This is a genomic window from Trichocoleus sp. FACHB-6, from assembly GCF_014695815.1.
In the GTDB taxonomy this organism is placed as follows: domain Bacteria; phylum Cyanobacteriota; class Cyanobacteriia; order Cyanobacteriales; family FACHB-T130; genus Funiculus; species Funiculus sociatus.
Genome location: NZ_JACJOY010000026.1, coordinates 62,436 through 84,528, shown reverse-complemented (window position 1 = coordinate 84,528; position 22,093 = coordinate 62,436). Strand labels below are relative to the sequence as shown.

Sequence of the window (22,093 nt, the reverse complement as noted above, 5' to 3'; positions counted from 1 at the left end):
CCCCTGAGCCAGGGGAAAGTAGATTTGAAGAATACAAAGAATTATTTTTAAAGACGGAGCAGTTGGTATATTCTCGGTCAATTTGTTATACCTAACTTGAATCTTCCACAGAATCAGCCCCAGGTTAATGATGCCCCTGTATTGCACCAAAGGACACGAGAATCCCACCGATTGCCGCTTTTGTCAGCATTGTGGCGAACCGCTGCCGGAGTTCGTCAGCAATAATATTGTGACGGGGATGATTTTAGGCGATCGCTATCGCATTGTCCGCGAACTGGGGCATGGTGGCTTTGGACGCACTTATCTGGCGGAAGACTTGAACCGATTCAATGAACCTTGTGTTTTAAAGGAATTTGCTCCTAAGGTTCAAGGCGCTTATGCTTTGCAGAAAGCTGAGGAACTATTTGAGCGAGAAGCTGGCGTACTCTACAAGCTGCGACATTCGCAAATCCCCAACTTTCGAGAAATGTTTCGGGTAAACCAGCAAAGCAAAGGATATCTGTTTTTAGTACAGGACTATGTGGAGGGTCAAACCTACCGTTCGTTGCTCGATGCTCGAAAATCTCAGGGGTTGCGGTTTAGTGAAGAGGAAGTACGCCAAATTCTACTGCATATTCTGCCAGTGTTGGAGTATATCCACTCGCTGGGGGTGATTCACCGCGATATTTCTCCAGAAAACATGATTTTGCGGAGTTCCGATCAGCTTCCGGTGCTGATTGACTTTGGCGGCGTGAAGGAAGTTGCAGCAACGGTGGAATCGCAGTTTACTTTGGGAAGTGGCAATTCCCCGCCTTTGATCGCTACTCGCTTAGGAAAGCGGGGATACGCTCCTGACGAGCAGATGGACAAGGGATTGGTTTTTCCCAACAGCGATTTGTACGCTTTGGCAGCAAGTGTGTTAGTTTTGCTTACGCTCAAGCAACCCCACGAGATAATTGACAGCGAGACGCTGAAGTGGAACTGGCGGCGGGAAATTAATCTTAGCCCGATGCTGGGAGATGTTCTGGATAAAATGCTGTCTCGGAGGATAAGCGATCGCTACCAATCTGCCAGGGAAGTTCTCCAAACTCTCTCTGTCAACATACCTTCTACTGAATTTCCTCCTACTCAGCCGCCAGCGCTACCACCGATAGAACCCACACAGGCTGTTTCTCCTCTCTCATACCGCCCCCATCAACCGCCAATCGCCAACCTTCACGCCCAACCCTCCCATCAACAGAAAGGGGAGCCGCTTACTGCGAAACCCCAACCTACAATCCCCAAACGCCAATCCCCGTTTGTCGGCATATTAGGTAAAATTTTGCTGGTGGCGCTGGTGATTACTGGTGCTACTGGACTTGGCTGGTGGGCTGGAAATTTGTGGATACAGTCGATGACTGGTTCCGAGGACAAAGGATCTGATTCCAACTCCTCAGATAATTCCACTGCGCCAACCGATCAGGAAAATCCTTCCCCGCAGTATTCTGCGGCGGAACGCGATCGCAAGCAACAGCTGCGCGATCGCCGCATTAGTTTGGGTGTTGACTACAATTTCTACGTAAACTGGGTAAATGAAACTTTCTGGACGCGAAACCCAGAACAACGGGGAAAAATTCTCGGCGATGGTTCAGAATTTGAGCAATTACGCCTGAGTTGGGATCAAACAGCCGCCCAGTTGCTCGATAAGTTGGAGCAGGCAAACTTGAGCGGTGCGTCGCGCCAGCGCTTGGGAAGCTACCAACCGGAAGATCGCGATCGCTTTAAGGAGCAAGTCAACCAGCTGCGTCTTTCTAGCCGCGCCCTCTACGACCTCGCTGATGTAGTATTTTTCCAGCTATTCCCAGAGCAGCGCGGTAAAGATTTTCTCCAAGAGCCGATTGGTCAAGTATGGCACGCGATAGTTGCTGAGAAAGTCAAGGCCTTGCAGGCTGGAGACGCTTTAGAAACCATTCGCTTCGCTCCTGGCGCGGTTGGGAAACGAGTCAGAGGCACCCTCAAACCCAGAGAAGGCAAAGCCTTCATCGCCAACTTTAACAAAGATCAATTGCTGGCACTCACTTTCACAAATAATCCAAAACTCCGCCTTTCTCTTTATCCTCCAACCACCGCCGTTCCCCCACTGCTGGAAGACTCGACACAAACAACTTGGTCGGGAAAACTTCCTCAATCAGGCTATTACGAATTTGTAGTAATTTCTGAAAATTCTGAACCCGTTGATTATCAACTCGACCTCGGCGTGGAAACCCCTGCTGCAACGCCCTCTACATCTACTGCTCCTCAGTAATCATCTTTTGTCTCATGTCTTTAATTCCACAGGAACCTGCACAACGTCACTTGCCACTGCAAGGTAGCTACAACATCCGCGACATCGGCGGCTATGCTACTCTAGATGGTTGCCACACGCGCTGGCGACAAGTTTTACGGGCAGATAGTCTGCATCATCTCACCCCAGAAAGCCAGCAAGCACTTATAGATTACGGTGTGCAAACAATTGTTGATTTGCGTCGTGTGTTTGAAGTGAACAATGCTCCCAATGTCTTCTCAAAATCAAAAGTAGTAACTTATCTAAACCTGCCACTATTTGGTAATGAAGTTGTATCTGCTCTGATGCAAGCCAAAACACTGCTAGAACAGTATTGTTTGCTGCTGGATTCCTGTCAGAAACAGATGAAAGTCATTTTTGAGACAATAACAACCAGTTCGTTTCCTATGGTAGTGCATTGCTCAGCTGGGAAAGATCGGACTGGTCTGATCATTGCGTTCTTGCTAAGTATAGCTAACGTGCCAACAGAGACAATCGCCCAAGATTATGCCTTAAGTGAATCTTACCTGGCCCCGTTGTTTGAAAAAGACCTGGAAGTAGCAAGACGCAATGGCTACGCGCACATATTTGAATGTGAGCATGAAACAATGGTGGACACTTTAAATTACTTGCAAGAAAAGTATGGTGGCGCGATCGCATACTTACATAAAATTGGGATTACGGATCACCAGATTAATCGTTTACGCACAATTATTGTTGATTAATCAGGGAGTATAGCAATTCAAGGGTTGGCTGCACATCTGTAGGGATAAGCCATTGCCATGTCCCTACAGATGCGGCTATAACGCAGGCAACTGAGAACCGCTATATTTCTCGTTTTTCTATCCGCAATATCCAGACTTTTCTTATCTTCCAATAATTGGAGGAGAAACAACGCGACGTAGTGGCGCTTCATTAGCCATTGAATATGCCATGAATAGCATACTTAACCGTTCTGCTTGCGGAAGACTGACTCGATAAATCAGGTTGTCCTGCTGCCACATCACAGAGGAAAATTCATAGGCGGGTTTTTGCTTTGACCCTTCCAATAGATATCCCTTAATATTGGGCTTTAAGGTGATACGATCGCCTGTAGCTTTATGTTTTTCTAAATCTCGGATAGCATTGGGCGAAGTATTCCTCGCTACAGAAAAACTGCCGAGTAAGCAGGGTTGGGGGCCACTGATACAGGTAAACAGGCTAACTGTTAAACCAGCTGGAGTTTCTGAGGGAAAGACGCGGACAATTAACTTAGAAAAATCTATATCTGGGAAGCCACTAAGTTGAATTTGAGATGGTAAGCGCATTACCAACCCCAACGGCAAGTTGCTTTGAATTTCTTGTAGATGGGGAGTAAATATTTCAGCTGGCCGCGCCTGAACTGGTTTGTTTCCAGACGCTACTACGATTCCAGCGATCGCTAGAATCAGACCTGTAAATAATTTGTTAATTTGTAAAACTTGGTAAAGCAATTTTAAAATCTAGCAACCTCTTAAAACAAAGAATAACAGATGTCATGTACCTTAAGGGAGATTTTCTGCTAGGAAACAAAAGCAGATGCACAATATCCGTTACTTATGGCTGACTAAAGGAATTCAATTTGCAATTTATGATTACAAGTAAACCTTTGTAAAGTATCTTCAGTCTAAATACACAGCCAGCCTATTTCTAGTTTATCGCCCCATCGGGCGGTCAGCCGGATATTCTCCTGATTGGAACCTCACCGTGCCATTTAATTTTATGTCTGCTGAATCTGCTACAAATCAAAAGACACAGCAAGAGGGAAAAAGCAAAAGTCAAAGAATGTTTCTTTTGCCTTTCGCCTTTTTATTACTGCCTTATTTGTCAAGTTGCGGTATTTTACCGCAGCAGCAAGCGGATGCTCAAGCTCCACAACAGCAACAACGGGGAGGAGCCGGAGGGATAACCCCAGTGGATGTAGCGATCGCTCGTACTGACACTCTCCAAGAAGAGATAAAGTTTATCGGCACCACTCGCCCGGTTCGGGAAGTCTCGGTGCAACCCCAAGTGGAAGGACGACTGCTATCTCTCAAAGCGGATGTGGGAGATAGAGTAGCGCAGGGCCAAATTGTTGCCCAGTTGGATGACACAATATTGTTAACCAACGTCAATCAGGCGCAAGCAGAACTTGCAACTCTTCAATCGGAAGTGGCACGCGCCCGAACTCAGGTAGGCAATGCACGGACACAGGTAGAACAGGCAAAAGCTCAATTGCAGCAAGCACAGAGGGACGCGGCTCGACTGGCTGGATTGGCGCGGCAAGGCGCGATCGCTCAGCAACAAGCAGAATTAGCCCAAACAGAGGCTCAAACGGCTCAACAAGCTTTGCTCTCTGCTCAAGCACAGGTGAGTACAGAGCAGCAAGCAGTCGTAGCGGCTCAAGGCAGAGTTAAGGCGCAACAATCTGTACTGGCTCAAAGTCGCGAACGCCAATCCTATTCAGTATTAACTTCCCCAATTAGCGGCGTTGTCGTTTCCAAAGGGATAGAACCAGGCGATTTGGCGAACCCAGGTAGTGAAATCTTGAAAATTGGAGATTTCAGTCGCGTCACAGTGGTGGTGCCAGTTTCAGAATTAGAACTGTCAAAAATTCGGGTTGGGCAATCGGTACGGGTACAGCTAGACGCTTTTGCAAACAGGGAGTTTCTTGGAGAAGTAGTTCGCATTTCTCCCGCAGCGAATGTAGCGGCTCGTCAAATACCAGTGGAAGTCACAATTGCCAACCCTAAAGGCGAGATTAGCAGCGGACTACTCGCACGGGTGAGCTTTTCGTCAACTGCCTCCGAACGGGTATTGGTGCCACAAACTGCCTTGCAAGAGAAAAACCCCGGCGGTAGGGGCGGGGCAAGCTCACCCACAGAGGGTCAGGGGAGCAGAGAGGCTAGAAGCGGTGGTTCCGCAACCGCTCCTGAGCAGGCACGCAATTCAACATCCCAAATCGAAAATCCTAAATCTAGCCAAGCGACAGTATTTGTTTTGGACAGAAACGGGAAACAGCCAACAGTGCAGGCTCGATCGGTGACAGTAGGCGATCGCGCAAATGGAAAAGTCGAAATTCTGTCTGGTTTAAAACCAGGAGAGAGATTCGTAAGCCGTAGTGGTAAGCCGCTAAAAGATGGTGAGCCAGTGCGCTTAAGTGTTCTTTCTGAAACTCAGTAACGGGCAATCGGGATTCACCAATTAGCAATTAGCAATTAGCAATTACCATGTCTGGATTTAGCTTAAGCGCGATCGCCATCCGCCGTCACATCGGCACACTCATGCTCACCATCACTACGTTGGTGCTGGGAGTCTTCTTTCTCTCCCAACTGCAAGTTGATTTGTTGCCGTCTATCACCTATCCCCGGATTGGCGTGCGGCTAGAAGCCCCTGGAATCTCTCCAGAGGTAGCAGTTGACGAAATCACTAAGCCGCTAGAAGAAACTTTGAGCGCCACACAAGGAGTGGTGCAAGTTTACTCCCAAACCCGCGAAGGGCAGGTAAGTTTAGACTTGTACTTTGAACCGGGTGGCAACATTGACCAAGCGCTAAACGATGCCACTGCTGCCTTTAACCGGGGTCGCAGCAGACTCCCCAGTACCATCGAAGATGCCCGCTTATTTAAAGTTGACCCCTCCCAGCTGCCCGTTTACGAAGTTGCGTTGCAATCTGCTTCCTTGGGGGATGCAGATTTACGAGTATTTGCCGATGAAGAATTATCCCGCGAACTCGGTGTAGTCAATGGTGTCGCCGCCGTCGATATTGCGGGTGGTGTGGAAGAACAAGTCCGGGTGCAAATTGACCTGAACCGCTTACAGGCGCTAGGGGTGAGTTTGGTAGACGTGTTGAATGCTTTGGGCGATCGCAACCAGGATATCTCTGGCGGTCGTCTGCAAGGCGCCGACTCCGAACCGCTTACCCGTACCGTCGGACGCTTTCAGAATGCCCAAGAAATTAGCAATCTCTCCTTTGAAGTTGGTTTCCCAACCCCCAGCGCAGTAGGAGCGCAATCCCCCGCGCTTTTACCGCAATCTCGCGTTTATCTAAGAGATTTTGCCGAAGTCATTGATGGGACAGAAGACCAGCGGGTATTTGTCTATCTTAATGGGCAACCAGCGGTAAAACTCAGCATCCAAAAGCAACCGGATGCCAATACTATCGAGGTTGTGGATGGAGTCAAAAAACGGATCGAAGAGCTGCGGCAATCTGGGGTGATTCCCAAAGACATGAAACTGTTAGCAACGCTGGATGAGTCGAAATTTATCAGCAACTCCATCTCCAACGTGACCAGTTCCGGATTGCTGGGTGCAGGGTTGGCAGCGGTGGCGGTGATGCTATTTCTAGGTAGCGCCCGTCAAACTTTAATTATTATCATCGCCATTCCCCTAGCGACCATCGCGGCGATTATCTTAATGCAGCTATTTGGACTCTCCATCAACATTTTCAGCTTAGGTGGTTTGGCACTGGGTGTGGGGATTGTTGTAGACAACTCTATCGTAATGATGGAGACAATTGCCGAAGGTGCTGGCATGATTCCGGGTCAGGATAGCAAAGCCCGCATGAATAGCCAGCAAGTAATCGATCAAGCAGAACGCAGTGGTCGCGAGGTGGAATCGGCGCTAATTGCCTCTACCACTACTAACTTGGTGTCTGTGCTGCCGTTTTTGCTGATTGGTGGCTTTTTCTCCCTGCTATTTAATGAATTAATTCTTACCATTAGTTTTTCTGTAGCTGCCTCTCTATTGGTGGCGCTGACCGTTGTGCCAGCACTCAGTTCCCGGTTGTTGGCAATCCAGTGGTCGAGTGGCCTAGGTAAGTTTTGGCCTTTACGGGAATTTAACCGCCGATTTGAGGCAGCGACTGGCAGCTATACTCGCTTTCTGACTGGAGTAGTGCGTTATCGGTTGTTAGTCATCGCCGCGATTATTCTGCTTTTCGGCGGCAGTAGTTTGTGGATGGTCGGTCAAATTCCTCAAGAAATTCTGCCTCGGATTAATACAGGTCAAGCAAATTTGTTTGCCCAGTTTCCTCCTGGAACTAGCGTGGAAACTAACCAAAAAGTGATGAAACTGGTGGACGAAATTCTGGTTAAACAACCAGAAAGCGACTATGTATTTAGCACAGCCGGAGGTTCTCTGTTCGGCAGTACCACCAATGCCAATCCCCTCCGAGCTTCCAGCTCGATTACTCTCAAGCAAGGTACAGATGTCGAGAAGTTTGTCGAAAAAGTCAATCAGGAGTTTAACAAACTTAATTTGGCGGGGATTCGTCTGCGATTGAATCCCGGTCAGGTACGGGGGATTATCCTCAGTAACTCGCCAGTGCGGGGGGCGGATGTGGATATCATCCTCCAGGGAAACGATGAGCAGCGGTTGCAACAAGCGGGGCGGCAAGCGCTGCAAGCCTTGGATGAGCGAGTAAAAAGTGCAACTTTCCGACCTGATGCTGACTCTCGACAACCAGAAGTGCAGATTCGACCAGATTGGGAGCGTGCAGAAGAGTTGGGTTTGACGACGCAAGACATTGGGCAAACGATCCAGACAGCAATCGAGGGGTCAGTCCCGACTCAGTTGCAAAGAGGCGATCGCTTAGTTGATGTCCGCGTTCAATTCAATGAACAATCCGTGCAACGCGGTTCGCAGCTTGCACAGATTCCCTTATTTGTCAACAACAACAGCTTAGTCCGTTTGGGTGATGTCGCTACCATTTCCGAAGGTCAAGCCCCCGGTGAAGTTCAGCGGATTAACCAACGACAGGTTTTTATCATTGCGGGTAGTCTGAGTGAAGGAGCTAACCTTAGCGATGCCTTGACAGAGGTAGACGAGGTACTGGGGAATTTGCGATTACCCGAAGGCGTGAGCGTGATTCCCAGTTCGACAGCGGAAACGAATCAGCAGTTGCAAAACTCCTTGACAATTTTAGGAGGTTTAGCTGCTTTCTTGGTTTTCGTCGTCATGGCGGTGCAATATAACTCCTTAATTGACCCCTTGGTAATTATGCTCACGGTGCCACTGGCGTTAGGGGGTGGCATTCTGGGGCTTTATATCACCCAAACCCCTATCGGTGCTACGGTGCTAGTCGGTGCGGTGCTGCTGGTGGGGATTGTGGTGAACAACGCCATCATCATGGTGGAGTTGGCTAACCAGATTCACGAACAGGAAGGCATCGACCGACAAGCGGCGATTTTAAAAGCGGCTCCCATGCGCCTGAGAGCGATTATGATGACTACCATCACCACGGTTCTCGGCTTGTTTCCTTTGGCGCTGGGAATCGGGGAAGGCTCAGAATTTCTGCAACCGCTAGGCGTTGTGGTGTTTTCCGGTCTATCTCTGGCGACACTGCTAACCTTGTTTATTATTCCATGTTTCTACGTGCTGCTGCACCAATTCCCAAGTCTGAAATTGCCGCGATTTAGTTTTAAAAAGAAATCTCGCAAGGCTTTTCGAGGCAAGGAACAGCCAAGCCCTTCACAAAGCAAAAAGGAAGAGATAAAACTTAAGTAACGAAGCGATTTTCTCCCTATATTTTGTTAGCGAAGCGGCACGTAAGCGCCGCTTCGCCTCATATTTTATACCCTCTGGGGGAGGCAGAGACTCCCGGAATGCTTTCCCAGTCAGAGACTGGGAACGAGATAACCGTGTTTAGAAGTAATGAAATAATCGCTACCTAAGGACAGATGCGGATTATGCTAATTTTTATAAAGTTCCTTAATAATCCGAATCTTATGAGCTTGGAGATCCCCGTCTCGATTAAACCCTGGCTTAATTTCATTCACCCAGCTTTAATGTGGGTGCTGCTAGGTGTATCCGTCTATGCCCTGTATTTAGGCGTTAAACTCCGAAAAACTAGATATGCTGAAGGGGAAGCCAAGAAAGAGCTGATCAAAGGCAGATATAATGTCCGGCACTATCAGGTAGGTTCAGTGCTTTTGGGGTTGATGGTAATCGGTACGCTTATCGGTATGGGCGCTACTTACATCAACAATGAAAAACTGTTTTTTGGGCCTCACCTTCTAGCTGGGTTAGGCATGACAGGTATGATTGCGGTTTCAGCTTCCCTGTCTCCCTATATGCAAAAGGGTCACGATTGGGCGCGTTACACTCACATTGTGTTGAATTCTGCTCTCTTGGCGCTGTTTGCCTGGCAAGCTTTCAGTGGTGTGGAAATTTTGCAAAGGATTATTAGCAAGATGTAACCTAGCTAATGGCTAATAGCTCTTGAACTAGCTATTAGCCATTAGCCATTAGCCCTTTTTTCTCGCTTTTTTCGGTAAGGGTAAGCCGAGAGTGGTGTGAAAGTCTTCCTGCACTTTGTGGGTGAGACGGCGGGAAACTTGGCGGACGATTTGCGCGAGTAAGCGATCGCCTGTATTCTGGATCGCAGACTTGGGCAACTTGTAAATAAACTTGGGAAACCGCAGGTAAACTGTTAAATCCAGCTGCCACTGAACGCGGGTGATGGTCAACCCATCTGTCGGTACTTCCAGCAATTCCATCACCGCTTTATAGTCAACCTCATAGCCCGGAGCCACGTAATCTGGAATCGGTATCGTGTGGATACGATAAACGCCGCAATCCTGGGGTAGCAGTTCTAAGCCGATTTTTGGCTCTACCTCATAGCCAAAAGCCCCAAAACGCCCTATTACTAGCGAATAGCCGTTTTCTCCCAGCGGTTGGGCTGCCATCGGGTGGGCGCAGCGACAGAACCAACCTTGGTGAGTATCCAGATACTTAGCTACTGTGTGAGCATCGGTATACAGTTCCATGCTGTCTTCAAAGCGAGTGTAAAACCGAGTTGGCTCAATCGTACTGTCGGCTTCTACAACTAAATTGTCTGACTCCATGAAACTTGGTTCTAGATTGCACATTGCTGACTGAATCTCAATCGCTTGACTATCAACAAATTGTGACTGCATCACCTGCTCTCCTGCGATGGTTGCCGTTTCCCTATATAAAGGATTCCCGCAAAGAGTCCAATTGTTTCCATAAATTGTAATTTTTTTCTAAAAGACGACAACGCCTCATAGTTCATACAATTGAAAAGTTGGACTTTACTGCCAAATAAAAATTTTCTCTGTCCAATAAGCATAGCTTGCGAATTTAAAAGTGGACACATGTAATATACGGAGAAAGGGATGAAAGCATTTGTAGCAGGGGCAACGGGAGAAACTGGTCGCCGGATTGTACAAGAACTGGTGAAGCGAAATATACCTGTTCGGGCGTTAGTACGGAACATGGAAAAAGCTAGGGGAATTCTCCCAGATGCGGCGGAATTAGTAGTCGGGGATGTGTTGAAGCCAGAAACTCTCAGTGTTGCTTTGAGTGATAGTACGGTAGTGTTATGTGCTACTGGTGCCGCACCAGGTTTTGACCCGACTGCACCGTACAAGGTAGACTACGAAGGCACAAAAAATTTAGTAGATGCAGCCAAAGCTAAGGGAATTGAGCATTTTGTACTGGTTTCTTCAATTGGTGCTTCTCAATTTTTCCATCCGCTGAACCTTTTCTGGCTGATTCTCGTCTGGAAGAAGCAAGCTGAGGAGTATATTCAGAAAAGCGGTTTGACTTACACAATTGTGCGTCCAGGCGGTCTGAAGAATGAAGACAGCTCAGACTCGGTGGTAATGTATAACGCAGATACCCTGTCTTTGAGTGGCAGCATTCCCCGTCAGAAAGTGGCGCAGACGTGTGTGGAAGCACTATTTCAACCAGCGGCTCAAAATAAAATTGTGGAAGTCATTGCTAAGCCGGAAGCTTCTCCAAAAAGCTGGGAGCAACTTTTTGCTGAGGTAGCATGATTGAGACGTCACCTAAAAAGCAGAGAACCGCTGCGATCGCTGGCATCATTGGATTGCTATGCTTGCTCTTTTACATAAGGGCTTGCGAAAAACCGCTATCGCGCCTAGTATTAGACCCATCTGGAGCGGCGGACGGCACACAGCCTCTGGTGATGCAGGGAGGCGATCCTTATATTCGCGCTTTGATGCGGACAATTTCTGCTAGCGAAGCAAATGTGGCTCATCCTTACTCAGTGATCTACGGTGGCGATCGCGTCAGCGACCTCAGCAATCACCCTCAGCAGTGCGTCACCATTGTTAATGGCCCAAATATGGGAAATTGCTCAACTGCGGCGGGACGCTATCAGATGATCAACACGACTTGGTTTGAGAAGGCTAAGCGCTATCATCCACAGCCGTTTGAGTTTATGTTCTGGCAGTCTTATAGCTTTGAGGCGGAATTTCAGGATGCGGTGGTTTATGCTTGGTTGAGTGACGCAGGCGCTTGGGGCGTTAACATTTCTGAGTTACTGCGGCAAGGTAAGATAAATCCGGTTTTGCGGCGGCTTTCTGGCACTTGGACAAGTTTGGGGTATGGAATAGAAAACAATTCCATGAGTAGCAAGTTGCCGAGGATTTATCAGCAAATGCTGAAAGAGGAACTGAAAGCCTCTGGGTGAAAAAAGGCATAAGCCAAAAAACGAAACCAGATTTCTTAGGGTGCGTTAGCGTTATTCTTAACGCACCTTTCTCAAAATATTCTGATTTTAGGCAGTTTTTCTAGTTCTCGTAAATCTCTAAAGGTAATCCATCTGGATCGCTAAAGAAAGTAAACCGCTTGCCAGTAATTTCATCGATTCTAATATCTTCTACTTGTATATCTTTAGATGTTAAATAGCAAACTGATTTATCTATATTTTCAACTACAAAAGCTAAATGCCTCAATCCGCAAGCTTCCGGGCGGCTCACTCTTTGAGGCGGATTAGGAAACGAGAATAACTCTATTTGAGCGCTGCTACCAACTCTCAAATCTAATTTATAAGAATTTCTTTCTTTTCTGAATGTTTCTTTTATAACGGAAAATCCTAAAACTTCTACATAAAATTGTTTGGATTTTTTATAGTCAGAGCAAATGATGGCGACGTGATGAATTCCCGTGGTTTCCATAATTTAATTCCGATAAACTTACGTTTTTTTGGTAGCCATCGCCATACGTTGAGGTAATAAAACCAAAATTACAATGATTCTTAACTTAAAAACAGTCTAACATTTTTAACGAAGTCATTCAGATTTTCAAAATGAACATTATGTCCACAAGTTTTAATGATGTTCAACTTCGCTGATTCACACAAACTAGCCATTTCCGAATTAATTTTAATAAATTTCTCATCATATTCCCCAACCAGCAAAAGCAGAGGCGTTTTATTTTCTTTTAAGTTCTCCCACAAAGAAGGCTGACATCCACTACTTAAATTACGCAATGACTTAGCCAACTCTATTGGATTATTTTGTAAACGATACTCTACGAGACGCTCAAATTCTGGGTGTTTTTTAAGAGAAGCAAAAAGCGGTTGATTATACCATTTTGATATAAAGGATGTAAAACTCGTTGTTTCTAATTGATGGGTTATTTCAAAATCCCGTTGACTTCTTTCCCATCGTTCGGGTTCACTCTTCAAGCCTGGAGATGCGGATTCCAGTACAACTTTATGAAAATAATTAGGGAAATTAAGAACTAGATACAAAGCTAAACGCCCACCCATCGAATAACCTACTAAAAAACATTTTTCAATGTTTAAACTATCTAGTAGTTTGATTAAGGCGTGGGCAGTGTTTGCCATTGTGTAGCAATTATCTTCACCGATAATTCTAGTTTTTCCATGACCGGGAAGGTCAACGGCTAGACAATAAAATTGGTCAGTCAATAAGGATATAGCTTGATTAAATTCATTGATATCTCCCAAAAATCCATGCAAAAAAAGAATTAGTGGCTTATCTGTGCTACCACTGAAAGAATAATGAAATTGATAATTGTCAAAATTCATTTTCTACAAATGCTTTAACGAAGCCTATTTGATATATAAAAAGTGGCTTTACGAATGCGATCGCATTCTCCCGGATGCAGTAAAGTAGGCGAAGCGTAGGGGCGATGAAGGAGATTTCGCGCACTTTCACTTGAATTTAAATAAAAGTCAACCAACCAAAAACTTGTTCAGGTGTTAGTTCCAACTCCACTCCAGTAAGAATTGGCAACTGATTAGCACCTGTAAATAGTTCCACTCGTTGACCGGGAAACACTACTATAATAGTAGCCTCTTCTGGGTCTATTAACCAACCTAACTCGGTGCCATGTTGCGAACAATGCAACAACTTACTAAACACTTTAGTTTGTCTTTGGTCTGGGGAAAGAATCTCAATCGCCCAATCGGGATGAATTTCAAAACGGTTAGCAATTCTGCCTGATGGTTCAATGGGGATTCTTTCCCATCTAAATACAGCAACGTCAGGGACGATTACATCACCGCCAAAAGTGCAGCGCAATTCTGGGAAAGCATAAGCAATTTTTTGTGATTCTACTATCTGGTTGATGACGGTGCAAAATTTACCCTGTACGCGGCTGTGTTCACCTTGAGGCATCGGCTTCTGAATAATTTCTCCATTGATAAATTCTGATGCAGGCTTAGTTTCTGGAAGTTTGAGAAACTCTTTTAAGGTCAGTTTAGGTTTAATAGCTATGCTCATAAGTCACTTGCTTCCCGCTATGATACTTTTTTAGTTTTAGCGCGATCGCTTCTGAATTTGACCCATGACCTCTCCCCTTGTAGGAAACCGCGTAAAATCGTTAGGTTTGTATTCCACTCAACTACGAACCGCTATAGCATCCTTGATACAAAAAAACCCTGCGAACAGGGTTTTTTGTCAAGTAGATATAGAGAAAAACGCAATGCAGCCGTCACCCTGAGTCGAGATTGATTTCTTAAATTAAGGCAGAAATCGATCCAAAGCAGCCTTTAACTCTTCGATTTCAACTTCAATATTGCCTTCTTTGGCAGCACGACCGATGCACTCAGTTAAATGCTCATCCAAAATCATCCGCGCTACCCGATCCAAAGCACCCCGCACGGCAGCAACCTGCACGAGGACATCAGGACAGGGGCGGCTTTCCTGTACCATCGTCTTAATGCCCCGGATGTGTCCTTCAATCCGAGATAGGCGGTTAATTACTCGTCGCAGTGATTCTTCGCTGTGAACGTGATGATGGGGCGACTCTTGATCCTCATGAGTATGCGGATGCGGATGATCCTGAATGGGAAAGTTTTGGTCAAGTTTAGGGTTCGATCCAATCATGTAGAGTCGTCCATAAGGCATCTGTATAACATAATCTAACCTATCTGAGGGTCAGTACCTCTGGTAGTTTAAAGAAATTTGGGATGTAGGGAAAACCGCATCAGCGATCGCGTCTGAGGAAAGCCAATTCCGCTGTAAAAATAGCTGTAGGGCTATTTATTGTTGCCGCCTAGACCATCACGAAGCTAAAAATTGATGCTATGCAGTTTCCATTTTCTCAATTTCCACGTCAAATCGCTACCTATGTATTTTCCATCCTTTTAGGAGCCATTCTGACAGCTGGCGTTTATCGCGTCCTGCCATCTCAAGCCGGGGTTGCTCCTAAGAAATTTTCATCATATCAGGAGGCACCGGCGCTACTGGCACAAAGCACTATCTCCAGAATTCCCGAAACAGCTGCTGGCAGTTTTGTTACCGCAGCGGTGAATCGGGTAGGTAAAGCTGTAGTAAGGATTGATACCGAGCGTACAGTCAACCGCAACCCCGATCCATTATTTGACGATCCCTTCTTCCGGCGTTTTTTTGGCGAAGAATTGCCAAGAGGCCCTATGCAAGAGCGTCTGCGCGGTCAAGGCTCTGGTTTCATTATTGACAAGAGCGGAATTATCCTAACAAATTCCCATGTAGTGAATCGAGCCGATAAGGTGACTGTGAGACTCAAGGATGGACGTACCTTGGAAGGAAAAGTACAAGGTGCAGATCCGGTGACAGATTTGGCAGTAATTAAGATTAATGACAGCAGCGATTTGCCAGTGGCACCACTAGGAGATTCTAACGAGGTGCAAGTAGGAGACTGGGCGATCGCAGTCGGCAATCCTTTAGGATTGGATAATACCGTTACTTTGGGAATTATCAGCACCCTCAAACGCTCCAGCGCCCAAGTGGGTATTCCCGACAAACGGATAGACTTCATTCAAACTGATGCAGCGATTAATCCCGGCAACTCCGGCGGCCCATTGTTGAATCAGCAAGGCGAAGTTATTGGCATCAACACGGCAATTCGCGCCGATGCGATGGGTATTGGCTTTGCGATTCCCATCAATAAGGCTAAAGTAATCTCCAGCGCACTAGCACGCGGGGAAAAAGTTGCCCATCCCTATCTCGGTATCCAGATGGCAACCCTGACACCAGAAGTAGCAGCTGAAAATAACAGCGACCCTAATGCTCCCTTTGAGGTGCCGGAAATCAATGGCATTTTAGTGGTGCGAGTTCTGCCAAATACTCCAGCAGCAGCATCTGGAATGCGTCGGGGGGATGTGATTGTCCAGATTGACGGACAAGCAGTGGAAACCGCCGCTGAGTTACAGCGCATCGTAGATAGTAGTCGCATCGGTCAGATGCTAGAGATGAAAGTGCAACGCGGCAGAGAGACTACGTCTATCGGCATCCGCACTGGCGAACTGCAAGAACAATCTTAGAAAAGGCAAGCTCTTCGGTAAGTAAAAGGAAAGGGCGCACAAGCTAATTGTGCGCCCTTTCCTTTGCGGGTTACTGTACTGGGGACTGGCATAAGTCTTGTCCAGTCCCTAGTCCCTAGCCCCTTTCTTTAGTCCTCGTCATCCTCAAAGTCGCCATCGTCATCATCATCAACGAGTTCGTCATCATCTAGAACCGGGGGGAAGGAAGTGCGATCGCTTCCCATTCCGTAAGTGGGTCGTTCCTCAAATCCCATTCCGGGATTGTAAGCGCGTGCTGTGCGGTCATCCAGCACCACATCCAGTGCGTCTTCCTCAACATCAAGTCCGCCTGCAAATGCCCCAGTAAAGTCAACCGTCTCGTTGTTTGCTTCCTCAAAGGCGTTGAACCCGGTTCCGGCTGGAATCAGTCGTCCGATGATCACGTTCTCCTTGAGACCGCGCAACCAGTCAGATTTACCTTCGATCGCCGCCTCGGTCAGCACCCGCGTCGTCTCTTGGAAAGATGCCGCAGAGATAAAGCTGTCTGTGTTCAAACTAGCTTTGGTAATCCCCAGCAACATTGGCGTGTATTGTGCTGGCGCTCCTCCGGTGATGGCGATCGCTTCGTTGACTTGCTCTATCTGCCGCAACTCCACCAGTTCCCCAGGCAGCATGATCGTGTCCCCACCATCATCCACCCGCACCTTGGAGGTCATCTGCCGTACTATCACCTCAATATGCTTGTCAGAAATATCAATCCCCTGCGATTGATACACCGACTGCACCTCGTTCACCAGGAAGGTCTGGACTTTCTGCAATGCCCCTAGCGCTGCTTCATAGATGCCCATCGTCTCGCGATAATGGTCGAAGAAAATCTCCAGAATCTCGTGCGGGTTCGCAGGGCCATCCGTCAGCGCTTCTGCTGTCTCCACGCTCATACCGTCACCGATAATCACGTTCTGACCAGGGCCTAGCGGGTAGTCAGCTACTACCCCATCCGCCTCGATTACCTTAATTTCCTCAGCTTCCTGCTGCGAGCCATAAACCACCTGCGTCGTCCCGGATCGGCGTGTTAAAATACACGCCTCCTTCGGTTTCCGAGCTTCTAGCAGTTCCTCAATCCTGGGCAAACCCTGGATGATATCCCCAGTCTTGGCTCGTTCAAACACCAGCAGCACCAGGTTATCCCCCCGCTGCACCAAATCGCCATCGTCAATGTGCAGCACAGCTCCCGAAGACACTCGGTAAGGACGCGCCAAACGCAAAGTTACTGAATTCTCGGTTACTGAAAGCACTTGACCGGATTCCGGTGTTGGCAGTCCCGGCGCAAGCGGAGTCCCCGACACCAATAGCGTTCCCGGCTTTACGGTAGGCTTCGCTCCTGATGTTTCAATCGTTACGCGATCGCTATCCCGAATCAGCAGCACCCGACGAATCGCAGCATCCCCAGGACGAATCCCGCGCACTTCTCCCGCGTCTTTGCACTGAATCTCAGTTCGCGCCACAACCGCCCCCGGCTCTATTTGCTGCCCATCCGTCACCATAATCCGGGTGTGCGTGCTGCCGCTCAAGGGATCTGCCACCGTATCCCGCCGGATCACCAGCGTCTCAGACACCAGCAGTTGTAACCGATACTCGGAATAGTTTTGAGTTTCTCGGCTTAAGTTTTGACTTGAATCTTCTGGCTCAGAACTCCCGCCGGAGTCATCAGTCCTGTCGATTGGCAACAACTCAATATCCGCTGCCAGCAGTTCCAGCCCCGCTATAGACGCAGGTTTCAAACCCGCCCCTTCCGCTGAGCCATCTTGCTCGCCTCCAGCGCCAATTTCCAGCACCAACTGCGTCCGCAACAGTTCCAGCGCTTCTTTTGACTTTACCCGCTCCCCATCTTTATATGGCAGACGCTGCACCGCGCGCAGCTCAATGGTGTATCGTCCTTTGCTGGAAAGCGATGCTTGCGAAGGTACGCTTGGTTCATCGGGTACTTGGAACTCCACCACCGGACGCAGCAACAATGCTGGGCCCTCTGGAGTCTCCACAAATTCAATGTACCGCAGTTCGTTTGTCACCAGCCCAGGAACTATTTCCTGTCCGGGATAAAACAGAGTTGCGTCTTTCCCCATCACTGCCTCTGGGTCGTCCACCAGATGCAGATCCCCAGGCTTAATCACAATCTCCCGCAGAATATCATTTTTCTGCGTCACTTCCACCAGACCCGAAGTCTGACAGAAGATATCTTTAACTACCTCAGTCCCGACTTCTACATATTGAGCGTCCTCAACCTGTAACAAGGAAATATCCTTATTCACCTCGTGGGACTCTTCCGGTATCCACAGCAGCGTCCCGCCTTTGATGACTTCGTACCCCAGTTTGGCTTTTGCTTTTTTGGCAACTTCCACCCCAGCGTATTTAATAATTCCCCCGGTGGTGGTGCGATAGCGGTCGTCTATCAACTCCGCAACCACCGCGTGATTCTGCACCTTCGTCCCTGGTGCCGCCTTCAACTGAAAGCGCTGTGACTCGCCAGTGTAAATCGTGTAGTGGTCTCGCCCAGCGGTCGTTTCTGACCGCACCCGCGCTTGGTCTAGCAGTACAGAAGCCGTGATGATTTCAATCTCTCGACCCCTAGAACTTCCAGTCTCCGCCTTCAGGCGCACCACTCCTCCATGCTCACTCACCAATTTGGTTTCCGCTAGCACGTCTTGGTGATCCACCATCGTACCATTCTGGACTACTGCTTCTGCCCCAGGCGGCAAGTTGTAAACTTCCCCTGAGAGAATCCACAACAAACCACCCCGCGCTGCAATTCGGGTGGTGTTCCCTTGACGGTCGGTTTTCTCTTCTGGCAGCAATCCTTCAAATTTCACTTCTCCCGCCAAGTCGGTTGTTACGTCCTTGGCAGCTTTTTCCGTGTGTGCCTTGGTCGGGGCAACAATTGCTACCTCTGCCAATAGCACTCCCTCGGTTACTGTGTCTCCAGTATTGCAGTATAGGGTTGAAGCCTGAGTCAGAGGAATTGTCGTTGCTTCCCCTCCGGAAGCAGGTTCCAATACCAATGCCCCATTGTTAGATTCCACCAACAGAGCATCTTCCCCGTGCCGAGTTCTTAAAGGGCGCGTCCGCATCCCCCGGCTGAAACGCACCTTCCCATCAAAGGGCGCTCTCACTTGTCTGGCAACCTCTCCGGTGAATACTCCTCCGGTGTGGAACGTCCGCATCGTCAGCTGGGTTCCCGGTTCCCCGATACTCTGGGCGGCAATAATCCCGACGGCTTCTCCCAAATCGACCGGGTGTCCGTGGGCCAAACTCCATCCGTAACAAGACTGACAGACGGATCTCGCAGCTTCGCAAGTCAGAGGCGATCGCACGATCACTTCTTCTACCCCAGATGCCGCCACTGCTTGGGCCAATTCTTCTGACAACGGCTGATTTCTCGTCATCACCACTTCTCCAGTGGTGGGGTGAATCACATCCTCTGCCAAAACTCGGCCCAAAAGACGGTCGCCCAGTGGAATCAAAACGCGATCGCCCGAAGTCATTGCCGTAACCTTCACTCCCCTTGGGGTGCCGCAGTCCACTTCCCGCACAATCACATCCTGGGACACATCCACCAAGCGTCGGGTCAGATATCCAGAATCCGCCGTCCGCAAAGCAGTATCCACCAATCCCTTCCGCGCTCCATAAGAAGAGATGATGTATTCCGTCACCGTCAGACCTTCCCGGAAATTGGTCTTAATCGGCAAGTCAATAATTTCCCCTTGGGGGTCTGCCATCAAACCACGCATCCCCACCAACTGGCGCACCTGGGAAATATTTCCCCGCGCCCCAGAAAACGCCATCATATACACGGAGTTCAAGGGGTCTTTCTTCCGGAAGTTGCGAACCACCTCATCTTTTAGTGACTCAGAAGTGCTGTTCCAGGTATCAATTACCTTTTGGAAACGCTCTACTTCCGTAATTTCTCCTCGCGCATAGCGGGCCTCTGTAGCGCGAATTTCCGTCTCAGCCGCTTCCAGCAGATCCCGCTTGGAATCCGGCACCTGCAAGTCATCCACGCTGATAGAAACACCCGCTTTGGTCGCGTAATGGAAGCCTAAATCTTTCAGCCGGTCTGCCATTTGTGATGTCCGGGCTGACCCATAGTGGGTAAAGGCCCAGGCAACCAGCTTCTTCAGCTGCCCTTTATCAACCATTCGGTTGTGAAAAATATTTTTGATTTCAGGTTGCTCTGCCATTTTTGGATTTTAGTTTATGGATTTTGCAGAGGTTGGAGTTTCTCCGCCTCTGATGATTAAGCCAGTGCAAAGACTTCGGATTTTGGATTAAGAAGTTACTCAGTTTCCCTTACAATTTCTTACTTCCTGGTGAGCAACCCCAATCCAAAATCCAAAATCTACTTAGCCTGCTAAGGCTTCTTGAACCGTCTTGTTGTAGATAATCCGCCCAGGCGTAGTCCGAATGTATTGAGTCAAAACATTCCCTTGCTTATCTTCACGAAGGCGGCGGAACTTGTAGGTTTTCCACACCGTGCCATCAGCCAAGGTTTCCACCTTTTCCGGCTCCAAATCCGGTTTATCATTTTCTACCACACCGTCAAAGCGTACCCAGATGTAGGCGTGCAAATCCACCGCCGACTGCTCATAGGCTAAGAGGGCATCATTCAAGCTGGCAAAGTAACATCCCGCCCCCTTGGTTGCTGCCGGGTTTTCCGCCGTTAGGTAATAGCAGCCCAACACCATGTCCTGACTCGGTGTCACAATCGGCCGTCCAGTCGCTGGTGAGAGAATGTTATTAGATGCCAGCATCAGTAACCGCGCCTCTGCCTGAGCTTCCAGAGAAAGCGGTACGTGAACCGCCATTTGGTCGCCGTCAAAGTCCGCGTTAAACGCCGGACATACCAACGGGTGCAGTTGAATAGCTCGACCCTCTACTAGAATCGGCTCAAAAGCTTGAATCCCCAGACGGTGAAGCGTTGGTGCGCGGTTCAATAACACTGGGTGTCCCGCAATCACGTCTTCAAGCACATCCCATATAGCCGCATCGGATCGCTGAATCAGCTTTTTAGCTGCCTTGATGTTATTCACCAAGCCGCCGCGAATCAGTCGATGAATCACAAACGGTTGGAACAGCTCAATCGCCATTTCTCGTGGCAAACCGCACTGGTGAATTTTCAGCTTTGGCCCCACTACAATCACGGAACGTCCGGAGTAATCTACCCGCTTACCCAACAAGTTTTGGCGGAAGCGTCCTTGCTTACCCTCAATAATGTCCGATAGAGACTTCAGGGGTCGGTTATTCGCTCCTACCACCGTGCGTCCCCGACGACCATTGTCAATCAGAGCATCTACCGCTTCTTGCAACATCCGCTTTTCGTTGCGAACAATAATTTCTGGTGCCAAAATTTCCTGCAATCGGGCTAGACGATTGTTACGGTTAATCACCCGCCGATACAGGTCATTCAAGTCAGAAGTAGCAAACCTGCCTCCATCCAGCTGCACCATTGGGCGCAAATCTGGCGGAATCACCGGAATCATTGTCAACACCATCCACTCTGGTTTTGATCCCGTAGCGATAAAGTTGTCAATCACCCGCAGGCGCTTAATCAGCTTTGCCCGCTTTTGACCTTTGGCTTGTTCAATTTCCTTTCTTTGGGACTCCGCCTCTGCTTCTAAGTTAATGTCCTGCAAGAGACGTTGCAGCGCTTCTGCTCCGATTCCCACCTCCACACCTTGCAAGGTAGAATCTTCGCTATACAGCTGCTCCTCAATTTCCAGCCATTGGTCTTCTGTGAGCAACTGCTTGTAAGTCAGATTATCCGCATTGCCGGGGCTAAGAACCACATAGGCATTGAAATAGACAATCTGCTCCACATCCCGCAGGGGCATATCCAGCAGAATTGACATATAGCTGGGAATACCTTTGAGATACCAGACGTGTGCCACGGGAGCGGCTAGTTTTATATAGCCCATGCGATGACGGCGCACGCGCGATTCCGTGACTTCCACACCGCAGCGTTCGCAGACAATCCCTCTGTGACGCACCCGCTTGTATTTGCCGCAGTGACACTCCCAATCTTTTGCTGGGCCAAAGATGCGCTCGCAGAAGAGACCATCCATCTCTGGTTTGAGCGTCCGGTAATTTATTGTTTCGGGTTTCGTAACTTCACCTACTGCTTGACCATTAGGTAGAGTTCTTTGTCCCCATTCCTGAATTCGCTTTGGCGATGCCAGAGCAATTTTTACGTAATCAAACCGCTGTTCTAGCTGATTTCTCATACTAAAGAAGTCAAAA

General features: G+C 48.3%; 16 protein-coding genes. 8 read left to right on the top strand and 8 right to left on the bottom strand.

The window, feature by feature from the left end:
* The first annotated feature begins 127 nt into the window (after positions 1-127).
* Together H6F66_RS05190 and H6F66_RS05185 are read left to right on the top strand one after the other, a co-directional pair.
* Positions 128-2,263 (top strand): serine/threonine-protein kinase, encoded by a 2,136-nt coding sequence (locus H6F66_RS05190; protein ID WP_190418901.1) that lies wholly within the window; start codon positions 128-130, stop codon positions 2,261-2,263.
* Positions 2,264-2,277: 14 nt separating this feature from the next.
* The gene (locus H6F66_RS05185) at positions 2,278-3,006 is read left to right on the top strand and encodes a tyrosine-protein phosphatase (protein ID WP_190418899.1); all 729 of its coding nucleotides are present in this window, start codon (positions 2,278-2,280) and stop codon (positions 3,004-3,006) included.
* Positions 3,007-3,147: 141 nt separating this feature from the next.
* Here the strand turns inward: H6F66_RS05185 and H6F66_RS05180 are convergent, their stop codons facing one another.
* Entirely contained in the window at positions 3,148-3,753 is a 606-nt protein-coding gene (locus H6F66_RS05180) for a hypothetical protein (protein ID WP_190418897.1), read from the bottom strand.
* 268 nt (positions 3,754-4,021) lie between these two features.
* Between H6F66_RS05180 and H6F66_RS05175 the strand changes: the two genes are divergently transcribed.
* From H6F66_RS05175 to H6F66_RS05165, 3 genes are all read left to right on the top strand, one after another.
* Positions 4,022-5,461, top strand: a complete 1,440-nt coding sequence (locus tag H6F66_RS05175; RefSeq protein WP_190418895.1) for an efflux RND transporter periplasmic adaptor subunit — start codon at positions 4,022-4,024, stop codon at positions 5,459-5,461.
* Positions 5,462-5,508: 47 nt separating this feature from the next.
* On the top strand, positions 5,509-8,784 hold the full coding sequence (locus H6F66_RS05170; RefSeq protein ID WP_190418893.1) for an efflux RND transporter permease subunit: 3,276 nt from the start codon (positions 5,509-5,511) through the stop codon (positions 8,782-8,784).
* A 221-nt stretch (positions 8,785-9,005) separates the two neighbouring features.
* On the top strand, positions 9,006-9,476 hold the full coding sequence (locus H6F66_RS05165) for a DUF4079 domain-containing protein (protein ID WP_190418891.1): 471 nt from the start codon (positions 9,006-9,008) through the stop codon (positions 9,474-9,476).
* A gap of 48 nt (positions 9,477-9,524) precedes the next feature.
* Here H6F66_RS05165 and H6F66_RS05160 read toward each other — a convergent pair whose 3' ends face one another.
* The gene (locus H6F66_RS05160; RefSeq protein WP_190418889.1) at positions 9,525-10,196 is read right to left on the bottom strand and encodes a DUF1997 domain-containing protein; all 672 of its coding nucleotides are present in this window, start codon (positions 10,194-10,196) and stop codon (positions 9,525-9,527) included.
* A gap of 219 nt (positions 10,197-10,415) precedes the next feature.
* Between H6F66_RS05160 and H6F66_RS05155 the strand changes: the two genes are divergently transcribed.
* Together H6F66_RS05155 and H6F66_RS05150 are read left to right on the top strand one after the other, a co-directional pair.
* Positions 10,416-11,078 (top strand): SDR family oxidoreductase, encoded by a 663-nt coding sequence (locus H6F66_RS05155; RefSeq protein ID WP_190418887.1) that lies wholly within the window; start codon positions 10,416-10,418, stop codon positions 11,076-11,078.
* On the top strand, positions 11,075-11,737 hold the full coding sequence (locus H6F66_RS05150; protein WP_190418885.1) for a glycoside hydrolase family protein: 663 nt from the start codon (positions 11,075-11,077) through the stop codon (positions 11,735-11,737). The genes H6F66_RS05155 and H6F66_RS05150 overlap by 4 nt, the downstream gene beginning before the upstream one ends.
* A 100-nt stretch (positions 11,738-11,837) precedes the next feature.
* Here H6F66_RS05150 and H6F66_RS05145 read toward each other — a convergent pair whose 3' ends face one another.
* The 4 genes from H6F66_RS05145 to H6F66_RS05130 form a co-directional block, all read right to left on the bottom strand.
* A complete protein-coding gene (locus H6F66_RS05145) occupies positions 11,838-12,224 on the bottom strand; it encodes a VOC family protein (RefSeq protein WP_190418883.1) in 387 nt (128 codons plus the stop codon).
* Between the two features lie 80 nt (positions 12,225-12,304).
* Positions 12,305-13,102, bottom strand: coding sequence for a 2-succinyl-6-hydroxy-2,4-cyclohexadiene-1-carboxylate synthase (gene menH / locus H6F66_RS05140; RefSeq protein ID WP_190418881.1), 798 nt, complete (start codon positions 13,100-13,102; stop codon positions 12,305-12,307).
* Positions 13,103-13,238: 136 nt separating this feature from the next.
* Positions 13,239-13,799, bottom strand: coding sequence for a Uma2 family endonuclease (locus H6F66_RS05135; protein ID WP_190418879.1), 561 nt, complete (start codon positions 13,797-13,799; stop codon positions 13,239-13,241).
* Positions 13,800-14,039: 240 nt separating this feature from the next.
* Positions 14,040-14,405: a metal-sensitive transcriptional regulator gene (locus H6F66_RS05130; protein ID WP_190418876.1), complete on the bottom strand. Its 366-nt coding sequence runs from the start codon at positions 14,403-14,405 to the stop codon at positions 14,040-14,042.
* Positions 14,406-14,605: 200 nt separating this feature from the next.
* Between H6F66_RS05130 and H6F66_RS05125 the strand changes: the two genes are divergently transcribed.
* Positions 14,606-15,823, top strand: coding sequence for an HhoA/HhoB/HtrA family serine endopeptidase (locus tag H6F66_RS05125; protein ID WP_190418874.1), 1,218 nt, complete (start codon positions 14,606-14,608; stop codon positions 15,821-15,823).
* A 128-nt stretch (positions 15,824-15,951) separates the two neighbouring features.
* On the opposite strand, the gene H6F66_RS05120 is transcribed toward H6F66_RS05125, so the two are convergent.
* Both H6F66_RS05120 and H6F66_RS05115 read right to left on the bottom strand, forming a co-directional pair.
* Positions 15,952-20,037, bottom strand: a complete 4,086-nt coding sequence (locus H6F66_RS05120) for a DNA-directed RNA polymerase subunit beta' (protein ID WP_190418872.1) — start codon at positions 20,035-20,037, stop codon at positions 15,952-15,954.
* A 162-nt stretch (positions 20,038-20,199) separates the two neighbouring features.
* A complete protein-coding gene (locus H6F66_RS05115) occupies positions 20,200-22,077 on the bottom strand; it encodes a DNA-directed RNA polymerase subunit gamma (protein ID WP_190418870.1) in 1,878 nt (625 codons plus the stop codon).
* Between the last annotated feature and the right edge of the window lie 16 nt (positions 22,078-22,093).

Excerpts from the sequence above, each read along its gene's own strand:
- H6F66_RS05190 (WP_190418901.1), top strand. The coding sequence starts at position 128 with ATGATGCCCCTGTATTGCACCAAAGGACACGAGAATCCCACCGATTGC.
- H6F66_RS05185 (WP_190418899.1), top strand. The coding sequence starts at position 2,278 with ATGTCTTTAATTCCACAGGAACCTGCACAACGTCACTTGCCACTGCAA.
- H6F66_RS05175 (WP_190418895.1), top strand. The coding sequence starts at position 4,022 with ATGTCTGCTGAATCTGCTACAAATCAAAAGACACAGCAAGAGGGAAAA.
- H6F66_RS05170 (WP_190418893.1), top strand. The coding sequence starts at position 5,509 with ATGTCTGGATTTAGCTTAAGCGCGATCGCCATCCGCCGTCACATCGGC.
- H6F66_RS05165 (WP_190418891.1), top strand. The coding sequence starts at position 9,006 with ATGAGCTTGGAGATCCCCGTCTCGATTAAACCCTGGCTTAATTTCATT.
- H6F66_RS05160 (WP_190418889.1), bottom strand. The coding sequence starts at position 10,196 with ATGCAGTCACAATTTGTTGATAGTCAAGCGATTGAGATTCAGTCAGCA.
- H6F66_RS05155 (WP_190418887.1), top strand. The coding sequence starts at position 10,416 with ATGAAAGCATTTGTAGCAGGGGCAACGGGAGAAACTGGTCGCCGGATT.
- H6F66_RS05150 (WP_190418885.1), top strand. The coding sequence starts at position 11,075 with ATGATTGAGACGTCACCTAAAAAGCAGAGAACCGCTGCGATCGCTGGC.
- H6F66_RS05145 (WP_190418883.1), bottom strand. The coding sequence starts at position 12,224 with ATGGAAACCACGGGAATTCATCACGTCGCCATCATTTGCTCTGACTAT.
- menH (WP_190418881.1), bottom strand. The coding sequence starts at position 13,102 with ATGAATTTTGACAATTATCAATTTCATTATTCTTTCAGTGGTAGCACA.
- H6F66_RS05135 (WP_190418879.1), bottom strand. The coding sequence starts at position 13,799 with ATGAGCATAGCTATTAAACCTAAACTGACCTTAAAAGAGTTTCTCAAA.
- H6F66_RS05130 (WP_190418876.1), bottom strand. The coding sequence starts at position 14,405 with ATGATTGGATCGAACCCTAAACTTGACCAAAACTTTCCCATTCAGGAT.
- H6F66_RS05125 (WP_190418874.1), top strand. The coding sequence starts at position 14,606 with ATGCAGTTTCCATTTTCTCAATTTCCACGTCAAATCGCTACCTATGTA.
- H6F66_RS05120 (WP_190418872.1), bottom strand. The coding sequence starts at position 20,037 with ATGGCAGAGCAACCTGAAATCAAAAATATTTTTCACAACCGAATGGTT.
- H6F66_RS05115 (WP_190418870.1), bottom strand. The coding sequence starts at position 22,077 with ATGAGAAATCAGCTAGAACAGCGGTTTGATTACGTAAAAATTGCTCTG.